This window comes from Streptomyces sp. NPDC001980, from assembly GCF_040296885.1.
Lineage (GTDB): Bacteria > Actinomycetota > Actinomycetes > Streptomycetales > Streptomycetaceae > Streptomyces.
Genome location: NZ_JBEOYD010000060.1, coordinates 15,381 through 38,837, shown reverse-complemented (window position 1 = coordinate 38,837; position 23,457 = coordinate 15,381). Strand labels below are relative to the sequence as shown.

The 23,457-nt window shown below is 69.0% G+C and carries 27 protein-coding genes and 5 pseudogenes; 15 read left to right on the top strand and 17 right to left on the bottom strand.

The window, feature by feature from the left end; genetic code table 11:
* Positions 1-26: 26 nt before the first annotated feature.
* Positions 27-644 carry a helix-turn-helix domain-containing protein gene (locus tag ABT137_RS46635; RefSeq protein ID WP_351719131.1) on the top strand — a complete coding sequence of 206 codons (618 nt, stop codon included), beginning with the start codon at positions 27-29 and terminating at the stop codon, positions 642-644.
* On the opposite strand, the gene ABT137_RS46630 is transcribed toward ABT137_RS46635, so the two are convergent.
* From ABT137_RS46630 to ABT137_RS46615, 4 genes and pseudogenes are all read right to left on the bottom strand, one after another.
* A complete protein-coding gene (locus ABT137_RS46630; protein ID WP_351719130.1) occupies positions 645-1,730 on the bottom strand; it encodes a hypothetical protein in 1,086 nt (361 codons plus the stop codon). It lies immediately after the preceding gene.
* A 168-nt stretch (positions 1,731-1,898) separates the two neighbouring features.
* Positions 1,899-3,317 (bottom strand): lamin tail domain-containing protein, encoded by a 1,419-nt coding sequence (locus ABT137_RS46625; protein WP_351719128.1) that lies wholly within the window; start codon positions 3,315-3,317, stop codon positions 1,899-1,901.
* 500 nt (positions 3,318-3,817) lie between these two features.
* Positions 3,818-4,489: a GntR family transcriptional regulator gene (locus ABT137_RS46620; RefSeq protein WP_351719126.1), complete on the bottom strand. Its 672-nt coding sequence runs from the start codon at positions 4,487-4,489 to the stop codon at positions 3,818-3,820.
* 154 nt (positions 4,490-4,643) lie between these two features.
* A pseudogene (locus ABT137_RS46615) lies at positions 4,644-5,054 on the bottom strand (MarR family transcriptional regulator); the annotation flags it as partial.
* 219 nt (positions 5,055-5,273) lie between these two features.
* Between ABT137_RS46615 and ABT137_RS46610 the strand changes: the two are divergent.
* From ABT137_RS46610 to ABT137_RS46600, 3 genes are all read left to right on the top strand, one after another.
* A complete protein-coding gene (locus tag ABT137_RS46610; protein WP_351719124.1) occupies positions 5,274-5,939 on the top strand; it encodes a DUF4097 family beta strand repeat-containing protein in 666 nt (221 codons plus the stop codon).
* A 219-nt stretch (positions 5,940-6,158) separates the two neighbouring features.
* The gene (locus tag ABT137_RS46605) at positions 6,159-6,380 is read left to right on the top strand and encodes a hypothetical protein (protein ID WP_351719122.1); all 222 of its coding nucleotides are present in this window, start codon (positions 6,159-6,161) and stop codon (positions 6,378-6,380) included.
* A gap of 132 nt (positions 6,381-6,512) precedes the next feature.
* The gene (locus ABT137_RS46600; protein WP_351719121.1) at positions 6,513-7,739 is read left to right on the top strand and encodes a YyaL domain-containing protein; all 1,227 of its coding nucleotides are present in this window, start codon (positions 6,513-6,515) and stop codon (positions 7,737-7,739) included.
* A 107-nt stretch (positions 7,740-7,846) separates the two neighbouring features.
* Here the strand turns inward: ABT137_RS46600 and ABT137_RS46595 are convergent, their stop codons facing one another.
* From ABT137_RS46595 to ABT137_RS46585, 3 genes are all read right to left on the bottom strand, one after another.
* Positions 7,847-8,029 (bottom strand): hypothetical protein, encoded by a 183-nt coding sequence (locus ABT137_RS46595; protein WP_351719119.1) that lies wholly within the window; start codon positions 8,027-8,029, stop codon positions 7,847-7,849.
* Between the two features lie 216 nt (positions 8,030-8,245).
* Positions 8,246-8,449: a hypothetical protein gene (locus ABT137_RS46590; RefSeq protein ID WP_351719117.1), complete on the bottom strand. Its 204-nt coding sequence runs from the start codon at positions 8,447-8,449 to the stop codon at positions 8,246-8,248.
* A 33-nt stretch (positions 8,450-8,482) separates the two neighbouring features.
* Positions 8,483-8,626 (bottom strand): hypothetical protein, encoded by a 144-nt coding sequence (locus ABT137_RS46585; RefSeq protein ID WP_351719115.1) that lies wholly within the window; start codon positions 8,624-8,626, stop codon positions 8,483-8,485.
* 97 nt (positions 8,627-8,723) lie between these two features.
* Between ABT137_RS46585 and ABT137_RS46580 the strand changes: the two genes are divergently transcribed.
* Positions 8,724-8,897 carry a hypothetical protein gene (locus tag ABT137_RS46580; protein WP_293996021.1) on the top strand — a complete coding sequence of 58 codons (174 nt, stop codon included), beginning with the start codon at positions 8,724-8,726 and terminating at the stop codon, positions 8,895-8,897.
* A gap of 61 nt (positions 8,898-8,958) precedes the next feature.
* On the opposite strand, the pseudogene ABT137_RS46575 reads toward ABT137_RS46580, so the two are convergent.
* Positions 8,959-9,146: pseudogene (locus tag ABT137_RS46575) on the bottom strand (LacI family transcriptional regulator); the annotation flags it as partial.
* Positions 9,147-9,416: 270 nt separating this feature from the next.
* On the opposite strand from ABT137_RS46575, the gene ABT137_RS46570 reads away from it, so the two are divergent.
* From ABT137_RS46570 to ABT137_RS46560, 3 genes are all read left to right on the top strand, one after another.
* Positions 9,417-9,908, top strand: coding sequence for a DUF2975 domain-containing protein (locus tag ABT137_RS46570; RefSeq protein WP_351719113.1), 492 nt, complete (start codon positions 9,417-9,419; stop codon positions 9,906-9,908).
* Positions 9,908-10,129 carry a helix-turn-helix domain-containing protein gene (locus ABT137_RS46565; RefSeq protein WP_351719112.1) on the top strand — a complete coding sequence of 74 codons (222 nt, stop codon included), beginning with the start codon at positions 9,908-9,910 and terminating at the stop codon, positions 10,127-10,129. Before ABT137_RS46570 ends, ABT137_RS46565 begins: the two co-directional genes overlap by 1 nt.
* A gap of 241 nt (positions 10,130-10,370) precedes the next feature.
* The gene (locus tag ABT137_RS46560) at positions 10,371-11,021 is read left to right on the top strand and encodes an NAD(P)-dependent oxidoreductase (RefSeq protein WP_351719110.1); all 651 of its coding nucleotides are present in this window, start codon (positions 10,371-10,373) and stop codon (positions 11,019-11,021) included.
* Between the two features lie 462 nt (positions 11,022-11,483).
* Here the strand turns inward: ABT137_RS46560 and ABT137_RS46555 are convergent, their stop codons facing one another.
* Positions 11,484-11,705 carry a hypothetical protein gene (locus ABT137_RS46555; protein ID WP_351719108.1) on the bottom strand — a complete coding sequence of 74 codons (222 nt, stop codon included), beginning with the start codon at positions 11,703-11,705 and terminating at the stop codon, positions 11,484-11,486.
* On the opposite strand from ABT137_RS46555, the gene ABT137_RS46550 reads away from it, so the two are divergent.
* Positions 11,704-11,964: a hypothetical protein gene (locus ABT137_RS46550; protein WP_351719107.1), complete on the top strand. Its 261-nt coding sequence runs from the start codon at positions 11,704-11,706 to the stop codon at positions 11,962-11,964. The genes ABT137_RS46555 and ABT137_RS46550 overlap by 2 nt on opposite strands.
* 1,356 nt (positions 11,965-13,320) lie before the next feature.
* On the opposite strand, the pseudogene ABT137_RS46545 reads toward ABT137_RS46550, so the two are convergent.
* Positions 13,321-13,714, bottom strand: a pseudogene (locus ABT137_RS46545) (transposase family protein); the annotation flags it as partial.
* Between the two features lie 404 nt (positions 13,715-14,118).
* Between ABT137_RS46545 and ABT137_RS46540 the strand changes: the two are divergent.
* Positions 14,119-15,354 carry an IS110 family RNA-guided transposase gene (locus tag ABT137_RS46540; RefSeq protein WP_351719104.1) on the top strand — a complete coding sequence of 412 codons (1,236 nt, stop codon included), beginning with the start codon at positions 14,119-14,121 and terminating at the stop codon, positions 15,352-15,354.
* Positions 15,355-15,389: 35 nt separating this feature from the next.
* Here the strand turns inward: ABT137_RS46540 and ABT137_RS46535 are convergent, their stop codons facing one another.
* The 4 genes and pseudogenes from ABT137_RS46535 to ABT137_RS46520 all read right to left on the bottom strand — a co-directional run bounded on the left by ABT137_RS46535 (position 15,390) and on the right by ABT137_RS46520 (position 18,229).
* On the bottom strand, positions 15,390-16,112 hold the full coding sequence (locus ABT137_RS46535; RefSeq protein ID WP_351719168.1) for an SMI1/KNR4 family protein: 723 nt from the start codon (positions 16,110-16,112) through the stop codon (positions 15,390-15,392).
* Between the two features lie 15 nt (positions 16,113-16,127).
* A pseudogene (locus tag ABT137_RS46530) lies at positions 16,128-16,551 on the bottom strand (helix-turn-helix domain-containing protein); the annotation flags it as partial.
* A 71-nt stretch (positions 16,552-16,622) separates the two neighbouring features.
* Positions 16,623-16,934, bottom strand: a complete 312-nt coding sequence (locus ABT137_RS46525; protein ID WP_351719102.1) for a hypothetical protein — start codon at positions 16,932-16,934, stop codon at positions 16,623-16,625.
* A 50-nt stretch (positions 16,935-16,984) separates the two neighbouring features.
* Complete coding sequence (locus ABT137_RS46520; protein WP_351719099.1) at positions 16,985-18,229, bottom strand: IS110 family RNA-guided transposase; 1,245 nt, start codon at positions 18,227-18,229, stop codon at positions 16,985-16,987.
* 409 nt (positions 18,230-18,638) lie between these two features.
* Between ABT137_RS46520 and ABT137_RS46515 the strand changes: the two genes are divergently transcribed.
* Positions 18,639-19,496 (top strand): inositol monophosphatase family protein, encoded by an 858-nt coding sequence (locus tag ABT137_RS46515; RefSeq protein ID WP_351719097.1) that lies wholly within the window; start codon positions 18,639-18,641, stop codon positions 19,494-19,496.
* 153 nt (positions 19,497-19,649) lie between these two features.
* Here ABT137_RS46515 and ABT137_RS46510 read toward each other — a convergent pair whose 3' ends face one another.
* Together ABT137_RS46510 and ABT137_RS46505 are read right to left on the bottom strand one after the other, a co-directional pair.
* Complete coding sequence (locus ABT137_RS46510; RefSeq protein ID WP_351719094.1) at positions 19,650-20,315, bottom strand: hypothetical protein; 666 nt, start codon at positions 20,313-20,315, stop codon at positions 19,650-19,652.
* Positions 20,316-20,403: 88 nt separating this feature from the next.
* Positions 20,404-20,727: pseudogene (locus ABT137_RS46505) on the bottom strand (transposase); the annotation flags it as partial.
* A 69-nt stretch (positions 20,728-20,796) separates the two neighbouring features.
* Between ABT137_RS46505 and ABT137_RS46500 the strand changes: the two are divergent.
* The 3 genes from ABT137_RS46500 to ABT137_RS46490 are packed head-to-tail and all read left to right on the top strand — an operon-like array spanning position 20,797 to position 21,900.
* Complete coding sequence (locus tag ABT137_RS46500) at positions 20,797-20,973, top strand: hypothetical protein (protein WP_351719092.1); 177 nt, start codon at positions 20,797-20,799, stop codon at positions 20,971-20,973.
* Positions 20,970-21,539 carry a class I SAM-dependent methyltransferase gene (locus ABT137_RS46495; RefSeq protein WP_351719091.1) on the top strand — a complete coding sequence of 190 codons (570 nt, stop codon included), beginning with the start codon at positions 20,970-20,972 and terminating at the stop codon, positions 21,537-21,539. The genes ABT137_RS46500 and ABT137_RS46495 overlap by 4 nt, the downstream gene beginning before the upstream one ends.
* 28 nt (positions 21,540-21,567) lie before the next feature.
* The gene (locus ABT137_RS46490; protein ID WP_351719089.1) at positions 21,568-21,900 is read left to right on the top strand and encodes a CbrC family protein; all 333 of its coding nucleotides are present in this window, start codon (positions 21,568-21,570) and stop codon (positions 21,898-21,900) included.
* Between the two features lie 541 nt (positions 21,901-22,441).
* Here ABT137_RS46490 and ABT137_RS46485 read toward each other — a convergent pair.
* A complete protein-coding gene (locus ABT137_RS46485) occupies positions 22,442-22,924 on the bottom strand; it encodes a hypothetical protein (RefSeq protein ID WP_351719166.1) in 483 nt (160 codons plus the stop codon).
* Here ABT137_RS46485 and ABT137_RS46480 point away from each other — a divergent pair.
* Positions 22,923-23,282 (top strand): CAP domain-containing protein, encoded by a 360-nt coding sequence (locus tag ABT137_RS46480; RefSeq protein WP_351719163.1) that lies wholly within the window; start codon positions 22,923-22,925, stop codon positions 23,280-23,282. The two genes, ABT137_RS46485 and ABT137_RS46480, sit on opposite strands and share 2 nt — an antisense overlap.
* The last annotated feature ends 175 nt before the right edge of the window (positions 23,283-23,457 follow it).

The window sequence follows — 23,457 nt, the reverse complement described above, 5'->3', positions numbered from 1 at the left end:
GCCAGCCGTCCGTCAACAATGACGGGATGCACATTAAAAGTGACGACCTGGCCCATGAGAACGAGCTGGTGGCCCGCAATGTCCGCCGGTTCCGGCTGGAGCGCGCCATGTCACTGGGCGAGCTGGCGCGCCGTTCCGGTCTCTCGAAGCAGACGCTGTCGAAGATCGAGCAGGGCTCGGGCAACCCGACCGTGGAGACGCTCTCGCTGCTGGGCGCTGCCCTGGACGTGCCGGCCCGCCGGCTGCTCACCGAGTGGGGCACACCGGTCTACGTCCAGCGGCACGACGAGGGGCAGTGGTCGGACACCGGCAACTGGTCGGAGCGGCTGCTGGACGAGGTCTACGGCTCGGGATACGTCAGGACCCTCGTGCTGCGTCTGGAGCGCAGCGGCAGTCAGCCGGAGCCGGTCTCCCCGCATGCCGCCGGCACGCTCCACCACGTCTACGTGATCACCGGCAAGCTGCGCACCGGCCCGCTCACCGAACCCGTCGACCTGGCGGCGGGGGACTTCGCCCGGTTCCCCGGGGACATCCCCCACCGCCATGTCTGCCTCAGTGAACGCGTGGTCGCCCACATGGTCACCACGCTGCCTCAGCTACGGCAGATCAGCCCCACGGTGTTGCAGGGCGGGCCCGGCGCCTGATCAGGAGGTGATGCCGTTGTACTGGTCCCAGGTGTAGGCGAGGTCCGGCGTGGAGGGCTTGCCGGGCCAGTTGAAGTAGTCCCAGACGAGTTCGGCGGGGTTGGTGGCGAGGTAGCCCCGGCCGGGCAGGTCGTTGCCGTCGTCCCAGGCCCACGGCGGGTTGGCCGCGTCGGTGTCGCAGGCGCCGTTGGCCGGGCCGAGGACCCCGCCCGCGCCGCACTTGGCCCCGTAGGGGTTGGAGCTGTCGTCGCCTGCGAAGTTGTTCGTGGTCGCGAAGAGCGTGGTGAGGGTGCGGTTCGCCCACATGCCGTTCGCGGCGAAGACGTCGGTCAGGGTGTACTGCACGTCGCGGTCGTTGGAGCCGGACGGCACCTCGGCGGTGGAGCCGGGGTAGTAGACGATGCCGTCGCCGCTCGCGTACTGGCTGCGTTCCTGGGACAGGTATCCCTCGGCCCACGCGGCATGGGTGTTGGGCTGCTGGGTGGTGAACGGGCGGCCGTGGCCGTCGTCGTGCGGGTCGCCCTGGAGCTTCAGTGTGCCGTCGACGCTCTCCTGGCCGCTGGTGAAGTCGCTGCCGGAGGGCACCCAGGAGTAGAAGTTGCTGTGCGCGACGGTGATGGCGGCCTTCAACTGGCCGTGCGCGGAGCCGTCGTTGGCCACGACGACCAGGACGCCCTCGGCGTCGTTCTCGTGCTCGGTCAGGTCCTCCTGGTAGTTGTCGAGGACGCCGTCCGACCAGTCGCGCGGATGGAAGTACGTGTACAGCAGGTAGGAGAAGGACGGGGTCTGGACGACCGAGTAGTAGACGTGCGCCGCGAGCGGGAACTGGCTGGTGTTCTCCCAGTTGTTGCGGCCGTTGAGGTCGCCGTCGTAGTCGTACGACGTGATGTAGTCGGACTTGCCGCCGAGCGCGGTCTCGCCGGTGGAGTCGACGTCCTGGAAGTTGACCGGGGCCCACCACTGGGCGAGGGCGGCGCGGTCGGAGGCGGCGTCCGCGCGGGCGGGGGTCGGCTGGGTGAGGCCGACACCGCAGACGGCGGCGAGGGCGGCCGTCACGGCGAGGGATCTGCGTCGGGTCAGCGGCACACGGAAACGCTGGGGGCGGCTGGTTGCCACGGTTCCTCCGGGGGGGCGGCGAAAGGAACCGGCACGTCGGTGAAGTCGACGTGCCGGTAAGGGAGTTGACGCATGTTCCGGTGGTACGTGTGATGCCGCGCGTACGATACTGCGCGGCCCGGGTGGCCCGGCAGGGCCTCAGCAGGTGATGGTGCCCCTGCGCAGCGCGTGGCTGCTGTCGTTGCTGTCGTCGGACCACCACACCGGCTTGGTGCCGCCGCTGCACGCGTCGGAGCCGGAGACGGCGAAGCCCTCGTTGTTGAAGTTGTCCATGCCGGTCGGGCGGTTGTAGATGGCGGTGGTGGCGAAGACGCCGGAGGAGTTGATCTGCATGGTGCGGTGCTGGCCGGAGCAGGTGTCGTCGCAGACCACCCACAGGCGGGAGGCCTGCGGCTCCCACTGGAGCTCCATGACGCCGGCCATGCCGCTGCTGAGGGACGCCACGCGGGTGAAGGTGCCGCCGTCCTTGAGGACGTAGCCGTAGATCATGCCGGTACCCTCGACGCCGACGAAGAACACCCCGCCGGTGTGCGAGCCGTAGTTCGCCGGGTTGTAGGCGGCACCGGTCGAGGCGTCCTTGAACCCGGCGGCGGTCAGGGTGGCGTCCGGGACCCAGGTGATGCCCTCCAGGCCGAGGTTGGAGCCCACCGACGGCAGGTCGGAGGTCAGGTTCCACTCGGTGGCGGCGGTGATGGTGGTGGCGGTGCCGCTCACGTCGTACTTGAGGACGGAGAGCCGGCTGGTGCCGGACGAGTCCGCGTTGCGCTCACTCGCCACGTACACGCCGCCACTGGAACCGGAGCCGGTCAGCGTGACGCCCTCGTCGTCGGGCGTGCCCGAACCGCTGGGGAACTTGAGCGTCTTGCCGGACGTCCAGCCGTTACTGGTGTCGGCCTTCCAGGCGGTGGAGCCGTTGGGCACCAGCCGCCACAGCTTGCCGCTGTTCTGTGCCGCCCACAGCACGCTCCCCTCCTGGTAGAGGCCGCTCATGTCCGAGCCGAAGGCGTTCTTGGTGTCGGCGGTGGCGACCGAGCTGCCGCCCGGCCACGCCGTCGCCGAAATGCCGCCGGAGCCACAGTCGTTGGCGGCACCGAGGGTCAGCGTGGCGGAGCCGAAGGCACCGGTGCCGTCGGGGCAGCGCGACCACGACGGGTCGGAGTGCTGGGTCCAGCCGAAGCTGTCGACCAGGGTGGTGCCGTCCGCGAGGTAGAGGCGCGCCTCGTCGTCGGAGCCCAGGCCGAAGGCGTTGTGCACGTCGAAGGCGACGAAGCCGCCGGGCGCAAGGGTGGTCCCGGAGGCTATCGCGTACTTGGAACTGTCGTTGTCGTCCCGGAGGATCCAGCCGGAGAGGTCCACCGTGGCGGTGCCCTTGTTGTAGAGCTCCACGGAGTCGTTGACGTCCCCGGTGGTCACCACCTCGTTGATGCGGATGTCGTCGGCCGCCGCCGCGTGGGCGGGGGACGCCGTCAGAGCGCCGACGGCGAGCGTCGGTCCGGCGACGGCGACGAGCAGAACACGGAGGCTGCGGCGCCACCGGCGAACGCGTGATTCGGTCACCAAATCCGTCCTGGGGTTTCGTTGTGACAGGCCGCCAGGACCTTTCCGGCGTAGCCCGAACGGCCGCCTTCGCGCAGGTGAGGGGGTTATGAACGGTGAGCGAACCGCCAAGATCGATCCGGGCGGCCGATGGCGGCCGTCCAGGCCGTGGCGAGCGGGCGACGGAGTCGGCGACCAGGACGAGTCGCACGCATTCGATACCGGCATTGAATCCCGCGGGTCCGAGCGCCGATCGAGAGGTGAAAAGGTGCTTCTCGGCGAGGCCGCACGTCCCGGGAAAAGCCGGAGAATTGCGCGGTCGGCACCGGCGGGAATCAGGAACAGCAGATGGCCGGTGCCCTCAAGAATGCGGCGGGCGGCGCCGCCAGAAGCGGCGCCGCCGTGACCACCGTCGCGATCCCGGCCGGCATGCGCAGCGCACGCGACCGTGAGATGGGCAGGCGGTGCGTCTCAAGCGGTACCGACCGCTGCCCGGGCCCGGCGCGCGGCACACTGCCACGCTAACTCGCCACCGATGAAGGCTTGTTGGCGATCTTTCGCAGGGCGTGGATGACGCTGCCGAGGTGCCCGCGGGCGGCCTGTTCGGCGGCGACCGGGTCCCGGCCGCAGACGGCATCGATGATCGCGAGGTGTTCCGGGAGCGAGACGGCCGGCCGCCCCGGCTGCAGGGCGAGCCGGAACTGGTGCCGCACCGACTGGCCGCGCAGCCGCTCCAGCACTCCCCCGGCCGTGGCCTGACCGCTCAGCTCGACGAGCCGGCGGTGCAGCCGGTTGTTCAGCTCGGAGTAGGCCATGACCTCCCCGGCCTCCACCGCCCCGATCATCCCCGTGCGGATCTCCCGCAGTTCGGCGATCTCCGCGTCGGTCACCCGCTGGGCGGCCTTGGCGGCACACAGGCCTTCGACCACCATCCGGACCTCGGTGATCTCGATCGCCTCGGCCAGCGGCACCGCGCGCACCCGGGCCCCGCGGTTGGGGATGCGCTCCACCAGCCCCTCGTTGCCCAGTTGGAGCAGGGCCGAGCGCACGGCGCCACGGCTGACCGCGAACCGCTCCGCCAGGTCGACCTCCACGAGCCGCTGGTCCGGCACGTACTCCCCGCGCACGATCGCCGCGCGGACGGCCTCGACGACCGGGTCGGACCCGGACGGGATGTTGGGTGCTGCCGGCACGTGGTGCCCCTTTCCGCGACGGAACGCTCAGAATGGCAACGATATTGTCGCCAATCCTGCCCTGCCGCGACGGCCTCCGGCCAGGGACGATGAGCACGGACTGGGAGACACCTGTGAACTCCGCCGCCCGGCCGGGCATCCAGTCGCGGTCCTGACCCGGCCGACCAGTACCGTCAGAGGTCGCCGCCCCGGGCTTGCCGTGGAGGACTTCGCGGGCCTGCTCGGCGGCGCGGGCGATGCTCTCGCTGACGAAGTCGAGAAAGCGGGCGATGTTCTCCAGGCGGTTGGCGGCGGGGGTGCGCGGGCCGAGGACGGTGACACCCTGACGTGCGGTCTCGGCGACCTGGGCGGTGCCGCGCGCACTGGCGATCATCGACTGGTACCAGACGTCGTCGACGAAGTAACGCTCGCGGCGGCGTTCGTCGCGCTCCCGGCGGACCAGCCCCTGCTCCTCGAGGAACGCGACCGCCTTGGAGACGGACGCCGGGCCGACCTGGAGCCGCTGGACGAGTTCGGACGCGGTGAGACCGGCCGCGTCGCTGATGCAGAGACAGGCCAGCACCTTCCCGCAGGGCGGTCCCTGGCCTCACGAGCATAGCGTTCACTCTTTGACCATTGCAATGAATGACAATCTCCCGTTGCGTTATCTTGCAGCCCGTTGCAACAGTTTTGGTTCACTGAGCTGCAGTTTTACACACTGCACGCAACGAATATGTTGTCGCACTCCGGAAAGCAACGTAGCGTTTCCAATGTCAGAAACGACGAACGACAACGGGAGACCGCGATGCAGAAGTTCGACACCCCCGCCCCGATCTCCGCCGTCCTGGACATCCCCGCCGGACGCGTCCAGTTCATCGCCGCGGACCGCGCCGACACCACCGTCGAGGTCCTGCCCGCCGACCCCGCCAAGAGCCGCGACGTCAAGGCGGCGGAGCAGACCACCGTCTCGTACGCCGACGATGTCCTGCGGATCACGGCCGGGACCCCCGGCAACCAGCTCTTCGGCCCCTCCGGCTCCGTGGAGGTCACCGTCCAACTGCCCGCCGGCTCCGGCGTCGAGGCCAAGGCGGCCGGCACCGAGCTGCGCGGTGTCGGACGTCTCGGCGACGTCGTCTTCGACGGCGCGTACCGCAGGATCAAGATCGACGAGACCGCGAGCCTCCGGCTCACCGCGACCGACGGCGACGTCGAGGTCGGCCGGCTGGGCGGCCCCGCGGAGATCAGCACCGCGCGGGGCGACATCCGCGTCACCGAGGCCGTGCGCGGCACGGTCGTCCTCGGCACCCAGGACGGGGACATCTCGGTCGGTGCCGCCGCCGGCGTCTCCGCCGCCCTGGACGCCGGCACCGGCTACGGCCGTATCAGCAACGCCCTCAAGAACGACGGCACCGCCGAACTCGACATCCGCGCCACCACGTCCCGCGGCGACATCACCGCCCGCAGCCTCTAGACAGGCCGATCGCCCGTCCGTCCCGAGGGGCCCCGCGACCGGAACAGGCGGACCAGCCGGACCAGCCGGAACGAAGTGGGCCGGCATGGTGCCGGTGGACGACACGGCCAGGGCCGTGTCGTCCACCGGCACCGGCGGTCCCGGCGTCCCGGTGGTCTACCTCAACGGCCAGTTCGCCACCCAGGGGTACTGGCGGCGGTCGTCGCCGAACCGGGCCCCGTGCTGGACGGCATCAGGGTGCCGGTGCGGTACGTGGTCGCCTCGGGGACGCCCTTCGGCAGCCGCGGTGACGAGCAGGAACAAATACGGACCGACCTCGAGGCGGCGGCCGCCCGGAACACGAACATCGCCGTCGCCGCGAAGGTCGCCGCCAACCACGGGGCGATCCCGCGGAAGGGGTTCTCGGCCGTCGCCGGGGCCGTGCGCGGGTGTCCGCTCTGAGCAACGGAGGTTCGCCTCACGGGAGATATTCACATATCTGAACCTTGCGCACATGTATATACGCGAGCGTCGCCGCATGCGAGACTCCTTCAACTCCCCCACTCACCAGTTCAGTTGGAGAGGAAGGCACCCATGCACATGTCCCGCAGGGCCGTGCTGGCCACCGCAGGCGGCGCCGCGGTGGCGTACGCCGCCGTACCTCAGTCCGCCCAGGCACTCACCGGCCAGGTGCCGGCGGCGACGGAGGCGGTGCTGCGTGACGCGGCCGACTACGCGGTCGCGAAGGTGCGTGCCGTCGCGCCCGGGGTGAGCGCCTTCCCCGTCGGGACGAAGTTCGAGAAGTGGGTCTACTCCCAGAACGGCGACTGGGTCGGCGGATTCTGGCCCGGCATCCTCTGGATGAGCTGGCTCCACAGCGGCGACGACAGCCTGCGCACCCTCGCCCTCGCATCGGCCGCGAAACTGGCCCCCCGCCAGTACGACACCAGCACACACGACCTGGGCTTCCTGTTCACCCCGTCCTGGGTCACCGCCTGGCGGCTGACCGGCGACCCGTCCTGGCGGGACGGCGCCGTGCAGGCGGCGCGCTCACTGCTCCAGCGCTACAACCCCCGCGGCCGCTACCTGCGGGCCTGGGGTGCGCTCAACACCTCCGACAACGCGGGGCGCATGATCATCGACACGATGATGAACCTCGACCTGCTCGTCTTCGCCGCCCGGCAGACCGGCGACAGCGCGTTCATGGACGCGGCCGTGGGACACGCGCAGACCACCCGCCGTCTCTTCCCGCGACCGGACGGATCCACCCCGCACGCCTACGACCTCGATCCCGCCACCGGCACCCCCGTCGGCCCGAACACCGTCCAGGGCTACAGCCCCACCTCCTGCTGGGCCCGCGGACAGGCCTGGGGCATCTACGGCTTCACCACGATGTACCGGCGCACCGGCGACCACCAGTTCCTCGCCACCGCCCGTGCCCTCGCCGACTACGCCCTCCAGGCCCTCGGCCCGGACCACGTGCCCATCTGGGACTATCGCGCGCCGCAGCAGCCGTACGACGTCAAGGACGCCTCCGCTGCGACCGTCATGGCCTGCGGGCTGCTCGACCTGGCCGCCGCCACGGGCAGCGGGCCCTACCGCACCACCGCGCTGCGCATCCTCGGCGCACTGTGCGCGACCTGCCTCACCACCCACTCCACCCGCGCCGAGGCCGTCGTAGCCCGCTGCACCCGCAACCGCCCCGCCGAGGACGGCATAGAGATCTCCCTCCCCTACGCCGACTACTACCTCCTCGAAGCGATCCTGCGCGTCCTGCGCCCCCACGACCTGGACCGGGCGATCGACCTGTCGACGGTCTGACGAGGCGCAGCCCGTCGCTCATGCCCGCGACTACGAGCCGCGACCACGAACCGCAGCCACGAACCGCGGGCATGAGCGACGAGCACGGCACCGTTCGGCGACGGCACCTAGGGCGTGGCGCCCGTCGTCCCGGGCGAGTTCGCCGGCGGTGCGGTGAGGGGGGACGGCGAGGGCGGGGACGCCTCCCCCGAGTCGGCCTGGACGACGAGGACGACCGCGATGACCGCCGTGGTCAGGGCAGCCATCGTGGCCAGCCACCAGATCCCGATCGCTTTCGCGTGAGCGGCCATGGCACCCTCCTTCGACGCGGAGCGTACGCCGTTGCCCGAGGACTGAACTCTCTTTTCACAACACGCGACAGCCGGCGCCCCACACCACCGGCCTCACCGCCACATTCTGGCCGTCTTCCACGGTTGTCGCGCCGAATTGCGAAATCCGCAAGGTAATTGACCCGGTATCACAGGAAACAACCGATTGTCCCCGGCCGGCCTGCCGCTCGGGCGCGGTCACCCGATCGCGCGGCACTCCGCGTTGGTGGGGAGCACGGGGGCCGTCGACTCGAAGTGCGCACGCAGCGCCGCGGTCGCCTCGTTCGCCCGGCGGGCCGTGGTCAGGGTCATCAGCTGCCGGTGTTCCGCGGCGACGTCGCACCCCTCCTGGAGCCCGGGCTCGACGGCCCACTGCCGGTACACCTCCGCCGCGCTGCTCATCGTCCGTACGACGCCGAGCAGCCGGGGGCTGCCTCAGGCGGCGACGAGGGCCAGGTGGAAGCGGTTGTGCGCGGCGACCCACTCGTCACGCACCAGGTGCGAGCCGTTCTCGAACGTCGGAGTGCCGGCCAGCACATGATGGCTCGACACAATCTCGGCCTCCCACTCCGGCCCCATGCGGAGCCGATGCGCACCCCTGTGATCACCCGGCGACGGGCTTGTGGAGGTGATGTGCGGGCATACGGGATGTCACCCCTTCGAGAGGAGCCCGTTCATGCCCGGCATCGTTGCCGCAGTTCTGTTCTTCATCGCCTTTCTGATCAACGCGGCGGACATCAGCACCAACGACACGTTCACCTCCACGAACGTGATGCTGCTGGGACTGACCGCCCTGGCCCTGCACGTGGCGGGCATCGGCACCGGCTGGTCGTACCGGAGGCGGCGCTGATCACGCATTCCACGACCGTGCGCTCGGCGACGCCCTGGGTGGCAACTGCTGCCCGCGAGGTCCCGGGCGACAGGCTGAACGGCGTGACCACCTGGATCGCCGAGGGCAGCGTCGGGCCGATGTCGGGGAGTGCCTTGTGGGCCCGCATGACGGTCCGGCAGGGCGCGGCGTGTCCTGGCCCAGGTCGTGGTGGAGGACCACGGACAGGCGGCGCCCGCACAGCAGGCGGGTGTTGTCGAGGTCGACCTCGCCGACCCGGCGCAGGCCCGCGACTCCGTCATACGCACCCTGGACGCGCATGGCCGGATCGACTGCCTGGTCAATGCGGCCGGGCTGACGTCGCGCGGCTCGCTCCTGGACACCGCACCCGAGCGCATGAGGGCCCGCAAGGCGCCGGGCACCAGAACGGCGAAGCCCGGCCACTCCCTCCCGAGCGCAGCAGTCGAATCGCCCCCACCCCCTTACTTCACCTATCGACTATCGATAGATTCCCATCGCAAGTCGATGGAAGGATGGGCCGTGGGAAAGCTGACCGTGCGTGCGCTGCGCACCGTGCTCGCGATGGTGCTCGCCGGCACCGTGCTCGTACAGGCAATGATGGTGTGGGCGTTGACCAGCGGGAACGACCCGGAGGACGGGACGCTCCCGCTCACCTCGCTGCGCCTCATCACGATCCTGGGCATGGTCTCGGCCCAGGTCGCCCTGGTCTGTGTATGGCGGCTGGTGACGATGGTGCGACGCGGAACCGTGTTCTCCCACGCCGCCTTCCGGTACGTGGACGGCGTGATCGGCGCGATCGTGGCGGCCGCCCTCGTGTGGTTCGCGGTCACGGCCGTCAACGCGCCGGGCCAGCGGGACGACCCGGGGGTCACCGTCATCATGGGCGGGATCGGCTTCGCCATCCTCGGGGTCGCGCTCATCGTGCTCGTACTGCGGATGCTGCTCGCCCAGGCCGTCGCGCGCGACATCGAAGCGACGCAGATGCAGGCCGAGTTGGACGAGGTGATCTGATGCCGATCGCCGTCGACATCGACGTGATGCTGGCCAGGCGGAAGATGTCCGTGGGCGAGCTCGCGGACCGCGTGGGGATCACACCCGCCAACCTGGCGGTGCTCAAGAACGGCCGCGCCAAAGCGGTGCGCTTCGCGACGCTCGCCGCACTCTGCGAAGTACTCGAGTGCCAGCCGGGCGACCTGCTGCGCTGGGAGACCGAGGACGCGCCGGGCGGATGACGCGCCCCGGAGCGGCCGCGCGTCACAGCGAATCCGTCCCCCGCCACCGCACCTCAAGCGCGTGCCGTGGAAGCCCGATCACGCCGGGTTCGAGCCGGCGATCCTCGACCGGCCCGGCCGGACGGTGTGGACTGATCGGGTCGTGTTCACCGGAAGCGGCCCGATGCCTCATGTCCGTCACGAGAGGTCTCGGTAATCTGCGGCCCCTGAGACGATCAACGGGAACTGGAGATTCATTCGCATGTCCAAGATCGCCCTGTTCGGCGCCACCGGCACCATCGGATCCCGCATCCTGGACGAAGCACTCCGTCGGGGCCACATGGTCACAGCGGTCGTACGCGACCCGGCGAAGCTCACCCGGCACGACCCCAACATGACCGTGGTCACCGGCGACGTTCTGGATCCCGAGTCCGTCGCCGAGGCGGCCAAGGGACAGGGCGTCGTGATCAGCGCGGTCGGCGGAGGCGACGGGCCGGGCCACATCGCCACCATCAGGCCCAGCGTCGAATCCCTGGTCGCCGGCATCCGCAGCCTGGAGGGATCCGCACCCCGGCTCGTCCTGGTCGGCGGCGCCGGTTCCCTGCGTCAGCCGGACGGCACGCAGGTCTGGGACGCAGAGGGCCTGCCGGACTTTCTGCTCCAGATCATGCACGCCCACGGGGACGCCCTGGACTTCTGCCGCACCGTCAGCGACGTGCGGTGGACCAGCCTCAGCCCCGCTGCGACGATCGAGCCGGGCGAGCGCACCGGCATCTACCGCATCGCCAAGGACGATCTGATCGTCGACGAAGACGGCAGCAGCCGCATCTCCGCCGAGGACTACGCGGTCGCCCTGCTCGACGAGATCGAACAGCCACGGCACATCGGCGAGCGCTTCACCGTCGGCTACTGACCCCGGATCCCGGTCGTTACTGCGCGGTGAGGCGGCCAGGATCCTGGACCCGGGGCGGGTTCGGCGGCCAGGGCATGGATGAGACGCCCGCGGGCGCCCTTGCCGCAGCACAGGGCTGGGGCAAGGGAGCGTAGGCCGTCCCAGGAGTCAGGTGGCCTGGGCGGCTCGGCCGCGGCGGATCCGGCCGAGCGGTCGCAGTGGTAGGCAGCGAGGTCTCCGTCCGAGACGGGGGCGGGCCTGCCAGTCACGGTGTTCCACTCCTCTGCACCGGTGTACTGCACGGTCACGTGCGATGCGCAGGTGCCCGCTCGCCCAGTCGCCCAGTCGCCCAGTCGCCCAGTCGCCCAGTCGAGTGAACGCGTCACCGGACGCGCCCCGCGCGACGCCCTGCCCACCCCCGTCGCCCCCGGCCAGAATGGCTGCGCGTCGGCGCGGCCCGGCCGCGGCTGTGCCCGTGGCGGGCTACCAGATCAGGCACCAGTAGTTGCCATAGTGCCCGATGCCGATACGCCCGACCGGCGGCACGAGGTTCGGGTTCGGCTGTCCCACGGCCGACAGCGAGCAGACCGGGTCGCCGACCGCTTCGGCAGCCGCCATCCGCTTGGCGGCTGCCACGGCCTCCGGCGACGTGACCCAGGTGGTCGTTCCCGGTCCATTGCCGGTGGTCGTCGGGGCCGGAGGCATGGGCACTGGTGTCCGCGAAGGCTGCGAGGTGAACGGGGGCGGGCTCGGCTGCGTCGTCGTGGGGGACGGCGAGGGCGGGGGCGAGGGCCGGGGCGAGGGCCGGGGCGAGGGCCGGGGCGAGGGCCGGGGCGAGGGCGGGGGCGGGGGCGAGGGCGGCCAGTGCGGGGTCACGGACGGTCTGGGCGTCGGTGTGTGGGGAGGAGCCGGCTTCGTGGTCGGCGTGTGCACCGGCGGCGGGGGAACCGGGGTCGTCAGATGAGGCGCCGGCGGCCGGGTGACGGTCGGCACCGGCGGCGGGGGAACCGGGGTCGTCAGGTGGGGCGCCGGCGGCCGGATGGCGGTCGGCACCGGCGGCGGGGGAACCGGGGTCGTTCGGTGGGGCGCCGGCCGGGTGACGGTCGGCACCGGCGGTACGGTCCGGGTCGGCCTGGGCGCGGGGGGGTGTGTGGGCTTCGGCGTCGACGGGGCCGGTGAACTCGGGGCCGACGGCCGCGGCGAAGGGGACAGGGATGGACTCGGCGTCGACGGCGACGCCGTCACCGTCGGTGACGGCGTCGGGTGGGGGGCGCTGCCGCCGCCGGACGACAGCAGCGCCCAGGCTGCCAAACCGCCCCCCAGGGCGACCACGGCCGCTCCGCCCGCTATCCACGGAGCCCGCCTCGATGGCTGCCGGTGCCGGTTCATGATTCTCACTGTCTATCCGATCGCCGACGGCCTCAAGCCGGAGCCCGAGCCGCCATCCGCTTCCGACAGCGTCCGCCGGTGCCGTACTCCTGGCCTGGCACGGCATGTGCCGGGACGACCGTGAACCCTTCTCGTGGCTGCCGACCACCGCACGAGCACCGGTGCCATACGCACCGAAACCCACCTCGGCCACCGCGAACGTGACGCCGTTTCCAGGCTGCCGACGGGGACCGGGCCGAGTCCGCCGGGCGCCGGTCCGTCCCTGCTTCCGCCGCGACGGCCGAAGCAGGGACAGCGGCGCTCATCAAGGCGGATGTGGCGGCCTGTGCCGACGGCGAGCCATGGCCGCCCCGGCAGCCGCACGACAACCGGCGCGCCGTCCGTGCGCAGCAGGGCGTCGCACAGCTCGAAGCACGTCGCCCCGGGCGGTCAGACACGCGTACAACTCCGTCCGGAACCGTGACGCTTCCGCGGACGCATCCCGCAGGACGCCTTGATGCTCCAGACTCACGACCACGGCCTTCGTGCTGGTTCCTCGGCCTCTGTGACGGAGCACAGGCTCAGACGGAGGCCGCCCTCACGTCCGCTGAACGGGAAAGCCGACCAAGTTCGAGCCGCGTTCGACGCCGGACCTCAAATGACAAGCTCGTGGAGCAGTATCGAAGTACCGATCGGCAGCGGCTGGGGGCCGCCGGTTACGGCACTCGCGTGACATTCGTCAGCGATCTCCACGAACTTACGCCGTATAGGGTCGGTTGAAAGGTCGGCCGAGACGCACCACCCAGAACCGCCGTGCCCCCAGTGATCGCGTGCGGTCTCGCCTCGGAAGTGGCCGTCGAACATATCCCGGAGCGCAGCCTCACCTAAGGCTTGTCCCGTAAATGATCTTCAAGTCGATGAAGCATGCCGGCTCGGTTGACGGTTGCTGCGCCTATCCGGCGAGGTTGAGGTTGTGCAGGCGGGCGATGCCGAGCATGGCGTGGTGGACGCCGTCACCCTTGAGTCGGCAGTCGCGGAGGATCTTCCAGGTCATCATGCGGGCGAATGCGTGCTCGACGCGGGCGCGGACCTGCTTGTGCGAGCGGTTGTGTTCCTGCTTCCAGGCGGGGAGTTCTTCGCCGGGCCGGCGGCGGTGTGGCATCACCAGTCCGGTGCCGGGATAGCCGCCGTCGGCGATGGTCATGGTCTTGCCGATGGCGGCTTTGGCCCCGGATTCCTCCCATGCCTTGCAGTCGTTCCGGTTGCCCGGGAGGCTGGCCGACCACGACGACCATGCGGGTGTCGGCGTCGATGACGACTTGGTGGTTGGTGGAATACCCGTAGTTCTAATAGCTCATCGGTGAGCCCGAGCGCGGGAGTGCAAGGGTCCGCTGTGCGAGGTGGAGCCTGCCCCCGTTCCGGGACTGGATCCCCGTAGTCAGACCGGCTCCGCCTCGCCACTCGCCCTGTCGGGCGGAGACCTTCGGTAGTTCCGGGACCGCGATCTCTTGTCAAAGACCGGTCCCGCCCGGCAGAAGCGTGGGCATCACAGGTCTCATGTCGCCAGCCCGCTGGCAGGGGCCGACCTCTCAGCAGTTCGCGAGCCCGAGAGCTCTTCAGCAGACCGAGGTCCCTGCCGGTCGCTGGAGAAACGAACGGCTCATGAGATGGCGTGCCTTGAGCACTTCTATTAGAGCGCCGCGTGCTCCGCCTGGAAGCGAAACCGAACGTTGGCACAGAGGTAGAGACATTGAGCGCGATTTTCTGCGGCATCGACTGGGCGGAAGGACACCACGACATAGCTCTGGTGGACGGGGATGGTGTCCAGCTGGCCAAGCTACGAATCAGCGATGACAGTGCAGGATTCCACGCACTGATGGAGCTGCTGGCCAGGCACGGCGACAGTGCCGAGGCCCCGATCCCGGTCGCCATCGAGACCCCGCGCGGATTGCTGGTCGCCTGCTTGCGGGCTACCGGCCGCGAGATTTACGCGATCAACCCCCTTGCAGCCGCCCGCTACCGCGACCGCGGGAGCGTTTCCCGGGCCAAGTCCGACGCGGCCGACGCCCGTGTCCTGGCCAACATCTTGCGCACTGACCGTCATGCCCACCGGCCCCTGCCTGCGGACAGCGAAGCCGGGCAGAGCGTCGCAGTCCTCGCTCGCGCCCATCAGGACGCCATTTGGGACCGGCAGCAGATGATCAACCGGCTCCGCTCTCACCTTCGTGAGGACTATCCGGCCGCCCTCGCCGCCTTTCAGGGCCCCGGCAAGCCCGGACTCGACTCGCCCCGCGCCCGCGTGGTTCTCGCTGCGGCACCCACCCCGATCGACGCCGCTGGACTTACCCGGAGCCAGCTGCGTGCCTTGCTCAAGCGTGCCGCCCGCCCGCGGTCCGGCATCGAGGCCGAGGTCGAACGGCTTCGGGACATCTTCCGTGCCGACTACCTTCACCACCTGCCCCAGGTCGAGCAGGCCATGGGGCACCAGGCACTGGCTCTCATCCAACAGCTCGACGCCGCCTGCAACAGCGTCGACCAGCTCGCCGCCGCGACGGAGGATGCATTCCTCGCTCACCCGGACGCCGAGATCATCACCAGTTTCCCGGGCCTGTCAGTACTGTCCGGCGCACGCGTCCTCGCAGAGATCGGTGACGATCGCGGACGCTTTGCGGACGCCAGAGCGATGAAGGCATACGCCGGCGCCGCCCCGGTGACACGAGCTTCCGGCCGCAGCCACGTCGTCGTAGCCCGCACGGTGAAGAATCAGCGCCTGGCCGCAGCCGGTCACATGTGGGCCTTCGCTGCTCTCCGATCGGCAGGGCCGCGGGCCCACTACGACCGCCGGCGTGACGGCGGTGAACGCCACACCGCCGCCCTTCGGAACCTGTTCAACAAGCTGCTCGGCTGCCTCTACCGCTGCCTGCAAGCCGGCACGCTCTACGACCCCGAACATGCCTTCGCCAGCTCCGTCACCTTGGTCGCATGACCATCCACTGCGCAGTCGGAACTGCGTCAAAGAGGTCAGCCCACCCAAGAGGTGGGGAGGTCTGCGCGGATGATCTCAAGATCGGCGACTGCCTGACCGCGTGCATGGACCCAGCAGTGATCCTGCAAGCCGTCCCGGCGCAGCAATCGACCAGGAGCCGCGTACCAGCGCACGGGTGAGTCCTCTTCGCTCGCCCACATCGGATGGTCAGGCAGGTCGATGCGGGCGTAGCGAGCCTGGAGGCTGGGCACCAGCGCGTCTGGCAACTCGCAGGCGTCGTACAGGCTGCCGACGGCGAAGAGCGATTCGCTCAGCACCAACTCGACCCACGCCAGGGACATCCGGTCGAGGAAGGGAATCCAACCCCGGTGTGACTCCACCACCACCGGAGGGTCGTCCTGCTCGATCGCGGTGAGGGGAATCGCCCATGCCGCACAGTCCTGGTTCTCGCGGCGGAAAACCAGGACTCCGCCAAGGGCGTCGTCGACATAGAGCCCGGCCGGCGGGACCAAGGGGTCCTGCTGTCGGGTCAGGTCGTCTCGGCGGCCCAAGAGCGCGTATCCCTCGCGCAAGGCTGCGGGGAGTTCGAAGCCGAGAACACTCTCCGCGGCTATCAACTCGTCCGCAGCACAACCGTCCTCGGGCCGCAGAGGACGGCCGATCCACTCACCACTGAACCAGCGCACAAAGCCCCAGGCCTGCGAGCGGTCGGTCACCCCGCCCCCCAGCGCCATCGACACATCAGGACCATCCACCATGCCCAGGACGCTACCGCGTCGCCCGGCGAGCGACCGCCCGGGAGCAACGCTCACCTGGGGTCGGCTAATGGGCTCGACTTGACTCGCCAGCGACATGAGATGTCTTCGACTGCTCCGCCACTGAATGGTCACGGGTGGGCACGAGGGTGCCGTCCACGATCAGCACGGTGTCCTTGGCGAACCGCTTGCGCTGCTGGAGCGCGAGCTTCGGGCCGAGGCGGTCGATGATTCGGTCGACAGCCGACTTCGAAACGCCGAACAGCGGGGCGAGCTGGCGCATGGTCAGGTTCGTGCGCCAATACGCCGTCACCAGCAATACCCGATCCTCCAGCGGTAGCCCCCACGGCCGGCCCTTGCGCACGTGGGCCGCACCTTCACGGCGAAGCGCGGTCACCAACTTCGCGAAGCTGCGTGGGCTCAGCCCGGTGAACGGGGGTATCCAGACACCTCAGGGGTCCAACTCGTCAAGTGGCAGCGGGCTTCGGGTGGTTCAGTCGAACATGACGGTGGTCAGATGCTGAAGAATGCGGTCAGGAGGGTGTCGGTCCGGAGTCGGAGTTCGGGGCTCTCAGCCCCCGCGACGCGGATGGACATCACCTCGCTGCCGACGGAATGGGCCAGGCTGATCTCCAGCGTGGCACTCGAGCCCACCAGTGGATACGCGTACCAGCCGTCGGGCTTCTCGTCGTCGGTGTCGAAAATGCCGAGTTCGATCGTGTCCCAGTCGGTCTCGTCGAAGGCGTAGTCGGCGTAGCTGGACAGCAGCTCCAGGAAGGCGCGCAGGTTTCGGCCCATGATCAATCCGGCGATCGGCTCAGTCATGTCTCTCCCGTCCTTGCGAGATGGTCAGCATGGCAGAGGCGCCGCCGCGGTCATGCGGCGACAGCCACGTGGACTGGGAAGGCGGTGTTTTCGTCAAACAGCTTGCGGTGCTGGAGGCAGTGGTAGAGCTGACCGATCATGCGGTTGAAAAGGTTGCGCTGTGCAGCGGCGTGCCAGTCGCTGTGCTCATCGCGACGGTGACGGTAGTGGGCCTTGGCGCCCGGTGAGGCGGTGATCGCGGAGAAGGCCCAGAGGTAGCGGACGTGGTTGAGGCGGTCGTTCTTCACCCACCGGCGGGTGATGGACGACTTCTTGCCAGAGGCCCTGGTGATGGGTGAGGAGCCGGCGTACGCCTTCAGGCCGCGGGCGTCGGCGAACCGGTTGCGGTCGTCGCCGATCTCGGCGAGCACCCGAGCGCCGAGCTGAACGCCCAGACCGGGGAAGCTGAGGATGGTCTCAGCGTCCGGGTGCTGAGGGAAAGCCTCTTCGACCGCCTCAGCCAGGTCGTCGGCAGCAGTGCAGGCGGCTTCCAGCTGGATGAGGAGAGCGAGCATCTGCTTGCCGAGCGCGTTCTCGACGGGCAGAGGCTGATGGGCCCAGTCAGCCCGGAAGACGTCGCGAAGCCGTTCGGCTTCGGCCTCGACCCCGCGCTGTCGGCCAGCCCGCTTGAGGGCGGCCTGGAGCTGGGTGCGGGTCAGTCGGGCCGCGCGGGTCGGGGTCGGAGCCGAACGGAGGACCTCGCGAACCTCGGGCCGGCACAGACCGTTCTTCCACCCGTCGGCCGTTGCCAGGGCGGAGGGGTAGTACTCGCGCAGCAGGGAGCGGAGCTGGTTGGCAATCTGCTGCCGGTTCCAGGTGGCATCCTGCTGGGCCCGGGCGAGGACGGCGACGGCCTGGGCAAGGTCGCTGTCGTTCGGGAGCGGCCGGTGGGCATGCATGTCGGTGCGAAGAATGTTCGCCAGAACCAGGGCGTCGCCGGGGTCGGACTTCTTGCGCGAAACGGAGTGACGGTCGCGATAGCGGGCGGCGGCCATCGGGTTGATCGCGAACACCTGCCGCTTGCCGGTCCGTAGCACGGCGACCAGCAGGCCGCGGGAAGTCTCGATCGCGACCGGAATCGGGATCTCTTCGGTGTCGCCGTACTCGGCGAGCAGGTCCACCAGGATCTTGTAGCCGGCGGCATCGTCGGTGATGTGCCGCTTGGCCAGGAGCTGGCCGGTGTCGTCGACCAGAGCAACGTCATGCGTCTTTTCCGCCCAGTCGATGCCGCAGCAGATCAAATTTTCCCTCCTCATGGACTGTTTCCGCTGGTCACGAGCTCATGCGGAACCACGCAGCGACCTAATCCCAGGACTCGACACGGGGCCGGTCCGCCACCTCAGTAGCTGTTCGTGGCACCAGCTCACCCCACGGGCCCCGGTCTGCGTTGGAGCTGAAGCGGCTCGGGCATTACGAGGGGGCACCGTGCGGCAGGCTCGCACCAAAGACACCAACGAGTGATCATGTAACCAGTGTTGACGATGGTGGTGGTCGCGAGGACGCCGGACATCGCCGCTCTGGATAGAGGGATCAAGTGCCCGGACGGCTCAAGGCGTCAGCCCGGCGCCCACGTGACCGCCACCGCGATCATCGTTCACTGCTCGAACAGCCCGTTGGGACGCACGTCCAACGAGCTGTCGCTATCACCGGATTAGGGTGAGTGGTATGACGGACTCAGCAGATCTGGCGCTGACGCACCGCCTGGCCGATCAGGCAGACCAGATCGCCCGGCGCTACTTCCGTGCACCCGACCTGGGCGCCGAGGACAAACGCGACGGAAGTCCGGTCACCGAAGCAGACCGCGAGATCGAACGTGCCCTGCGCGCGTCAGTCCGTATGGAGCATCCCAGCGATGCGTTCGTCGGTGAAGAGTTCGGTGCTCATGGCCGCGGCAGCCGCCGATGGATCATCGATGCCATTGACGGCACGGCAAGTTTCATCGCAGGCGAGCCGGAATGGAGCACCCTCATCGCCCTGGAAGAACACGGCGTTGTGACGCTGGGCATGGTCTCCGCCCCTGCACTCGGGCGCCGCTGGTGGGCAGTACCAGGCAATGGGGCCTGGACGGGGCCATGCCCCTCAGATCCGTCAGCACCGCCGCACCGGCTGACGCTCACGACAGGAGGAGAGGCCAAGGATGCTGCTATCGGAATCTGGCCTCCACCGCCCCGGCTGAGCGAAACCGAACGCGCCGCTGCCGCGCGGCTGGTGGCCAGCACCGCAACCGTACTCCCCGCGCTCGACTGGTCGACGGTGGACACCACCGCACCGCCTCCCAGCAAGCCGTCCACCGGATCCGGCACCTGCCACGGAGCCCTCCTGGTCGCGACGGGAAAGGTCGACGCCTTCCTCCTGCTGGGCGCCGGCCCCTGGGACATTGCCGCAGTGATCCCCATCGTCGAGGAGGCCGGGGGCACCTTCAGCGACCTCTCCGGCCAGCGGCGAACCGACACAGGCGCAGCCCTCTTCGCCAGACCCGGCCTCCACCACCAACTCCTGAATGCGACCGAATCCCCCAACTGACCCGCACTCCAGGGCTGTTTCGCCCCGCCGCATGGGTTACGGGACAAGCCTTAGGCCCTGTTTCTTGGATCAAGCATTCACCATCTGGCCCGAGCCGATGCCCCTTCGGGATTGCGATGGAGCCGTACAACACGAGGCTCCTGTGCCGACACGTTAGCTCTGTCGGATCTTCGCCAATTTGTGGGCTCTAACCTGGCTTTCAACGATGGCGCGCAGGTCCTCGGCATTGTCCGCGCTCTTGCGCAAGGAAGTAATCCATACCTCTTCGCCGACCCAGTCCAGCGGCAGCCTGTGCTTAGGCCACTTCTTCACCAGATCCCGAGCAAGTTGCAGCCCCTCCTCCGCCAGGCCCTTGTCCCCACTCGCCGACGGGATGAGGATGCTGTCCTCAACCGCACCTACTGCGGGCCAGCTGCCCAAACCGTGCTGGGCTGTCGCGAAAGCGCGCAGTTCGGTGGCGACGTCTGCGACGGTAGGCGGAACATCGAGACTCAATCTGGCCTGGCCAGCAAGGCGCCGGGCGGCGTCGAGATAGTCCTCCGCATGGTCGGTGAACTTGATGGCTTCCGGCATCCCCGATCTTGATGCCAAGCGTTGGTCAAGTGCCAGAGAGACGACTGGGAATGGTCGCGTCAATGCGTGAATGTGTGCTGTCGGGAAATAGGCGTCACCCGAAGTGGAACGATCAAGAGTGATCCCCTGAACCAAGGGCCCAACCCGGCGCAACAGCCGCAAAGGACGCCAAATGTCGAAGCCGTCGAAGGCTCGCGCCCAATCCGCCGTTACCTGCTTGACGGTCGCCAGATCCGTTTTCCTCATGGCCCTGCCTCTACGGTGATCACCCCTGTGGGTGCAGAAAACCTACCTTCGTTGCACGCAGAGCTGGAGCCAGGCCATGGTTCTCGGCTCATGCTCGGAGCCAGATCATGAGGGCCGCGAAGGTGACGGTGCCGAGGTAGATGCAGGCGCGATTCTCGTAGCGGGTGGCAACGGCCCGGAAGCCCTTGAGACGGTTGATGGTGCGTTCGACGGTGTTGCGTTTCTTGTAGCGCTCGTTGTCGAAACCGGTGGGTCGACCGCCTCGGGACCCTCGGTTCTTGCGGTGTCTCTGCTGGTCGAGACGTTCAGGGATGGTGTGCGGGATGCCGCGCCGTCGCAGGTAGCGGCGGTTCTTCCGGAACGTGTAGGCCTTGTCCGCCAGAACACGGTGGGGCCTGGTACGAGGCCGGCCGACTCCGGTTCGGTGGGTGTGGGGCGCGGGAGGAACTTTCGGGCACGGCACTGACAATCGGCGGGGCTCGTGACCCACAACCTGGCGAACACCTCCGTGGCCGACCGCATCGTCGTCATGAGCGAGGGCCGCGTGGTTCAGGAGGACACTTTCCACCAGCTGGTCAGCCAGCCGGGACTGATGCAGGAGCTGTGGCGCCTCCAGCAGGACCGTGCCGCCTACCGGACCGAAGGGACAGACGTGTGATCGACTCCCCCATCGCCTACTGGGAGCCGCTGTGGGCCCGCGGCCGCCGCTACCGGCAGATCACCGACGCCGAAGACCAACTCCTTGCCGAACACCTCGGGCCGGGCCGCGGACGGCCGGCCCTCGACGTGGGATGCGGCGACGGTTCCCTGTGCCGCCATCTGCACGATCGCCTCGGCTACCGGACCACCGGCATCGACTGCGCACCCAGCGCCATCGCTCTTGCCACCGGGCCGGTTGCAGGCGATCAACCCCAGTTCCAGGTCATGGACTTCGCCACCGACGATCTGAGCGAGCTGAGCGATCCGGCGTACCCGGTCATCACCTGCCGACTCGTCTTCCGGTTCATCACCGACAAGGGCGCCTTCGTGGACCGGGTCCGTCAGCTCCTGGCCCCCGGCGGGATCTTCTGGGTGGTCACCGAGCTCGCCGACCGGCGGGCCGACGACGATCCCCTCAAGAGCCTGGGCATCACCGCGTCCGACATCGAACTCCTCACCTCCCGCTGGTCCACCGTGAAGGTCGTCGACCTCGACCATCTGGCCTGCTTCGCCCTGCGCCCGTAACACCGCACCCCGATCGGAGAACACGCCTTTGAGCAGCGTGCATGAGGTCACCCGCCGTACTCCTGGCTTTCACGCCTGGCAGGATCCGCACTGGCTTGTTCACTGCCAGGACGCGGCCGCCTTCGTGGGCGAAGTCGGGTACACCGGGCTGGCGGCGCATCCCGAAGCTCTCGACCAACTGAGGGACGACATGCGCATGGCCGGCTGGCACGGCGAAAGCCAGCTTGAGCACTTCCTCGCCAACCTGGGCGAGGGGGCGACCGCCATGCTTTTCCGCTGCACCGTCTGCGGCGACCCCCTCCTGGAGATCTACGACACCTACACAGTGGGTTATCTGTCCTCAGGTGAACAGCCCTGGTGAGAAGGCCCCGCCCCTCCACGGCGGCCGCTTCGTCTGCGCCCGACGACTCTGGCAAGAGTCGCGGTCAGCCTCCTGCTGTTCTGTCCGCTGCGCCTGAACCGTGTGCCGCCGCCACTGGCGGCCTTCGCGGGCGCCCTCGTCCTGGTGCAGAACCAGAGTGCATGATTCCGTGACATCCGTCACACCGGATCGGGACCTAGGCGTGCGGGATAGTAGAGGTCACCCTCACGACATATGGGATTTGTCCGGCTTGGGGCACGCATGCGTCGCGCCTGGATTCGCGGCTCTCTTCCCGCCAGCCACCTTCATCCGTTCTGCGTACACGCAGGGATCCTGACGGGGCGACAGAATTCCGCAGAGGCCCCGGCAAGCGGACCAGCGCGCCCCACTCCCATGGCAAGAGCCCGCCCAAGCCTACGAAGCGAGCTAGTAGCGAGGCCCTTTGCGCTCCATGTGAAGGCGTCCTAAGAATGACGACCCGCAGGACGACGCCGCAGCTCAGGAGCGGGTTACGCATGGGTAGACATCGCAAGAACACGCATTACCGGCGGATAGTCATCGCTGCCGTCGCCGTGGGCACCGTGGGCATACCGTCCGCCGCCATGGCCTGTACCAACTGGCCCGACAACGCCGGACACCGGTCCAACAGCGCCGAGAAGAGCGCAACGAAGGACTCGTGGAACACGACGGGCTGGTGGAACGAAGCGAACTGGGGCCGCCCCTGGAACGCCAGCCCGGCCGGCGAGCCCTCGCGGACGGTCTCGGCGGCGCCGAGCGCCACGAAGACCCCGAGCGCCTCCGCCAGCGCCACGAAGACTTCCCACTCCCCTGCGAGCGCCGGGAAGACCACCGCGCCGAGGCCGAAGGCCACAGCGCCCTGGCACACCGTACGGACCACCGCTCCCAAGCCCCGCACCACCGCGTCGCCCAGCACCCCGAAGGCCACCGCCACGGCGTCCGCGGCCCCCAAGCCGTCGAGCACCCCGAAGGCCACCGCCACGGCGTCCGGAGTCGTCGCTCGCATCCTGGAACTCGTCAATGCCGAGCGCAGCAAGGTCGGCTGTTCGGCCCTGACCCTGAACACGACCCTGTCCAAGGTCGCACAGGCACACAGTGAGGACATGGCGCTTCACCAGAACATGTCGCACGTCGGGTCCGACGGCTCCTCCCCCGGAGACCGGATCACCAGTGCCGGGTACACCTGGAGCGCCTACGGCGAGAACGTGGCCTACGGTTACGCCTCTCCCGAGCAGGTCATGGCCGGCTGGATGGCCAGCCCCGGCCACAAGGCCAACATCCTCAACTGCACGTTCAAGGAGATCGGCGTCGGTCTCGCACAGCCCAACAGCTACTGGACCCAGGACTTCGCCACCGCCCGTTGAGCGGGTGCCGCCCGCCGTCGCCGCAGCTCTCCGCCGAGTCGCCTCCGGCATGCCCATGAAATGTCAGCGGCACGAGATGGCGTCCTCCCACACCGAGGTGAGGGGGACGCGGTCGGAGCGGGAGCCGCGGTGGGCACGGCAGGTGAATGCCGTGTCGTACACGAGCACGCGGGAG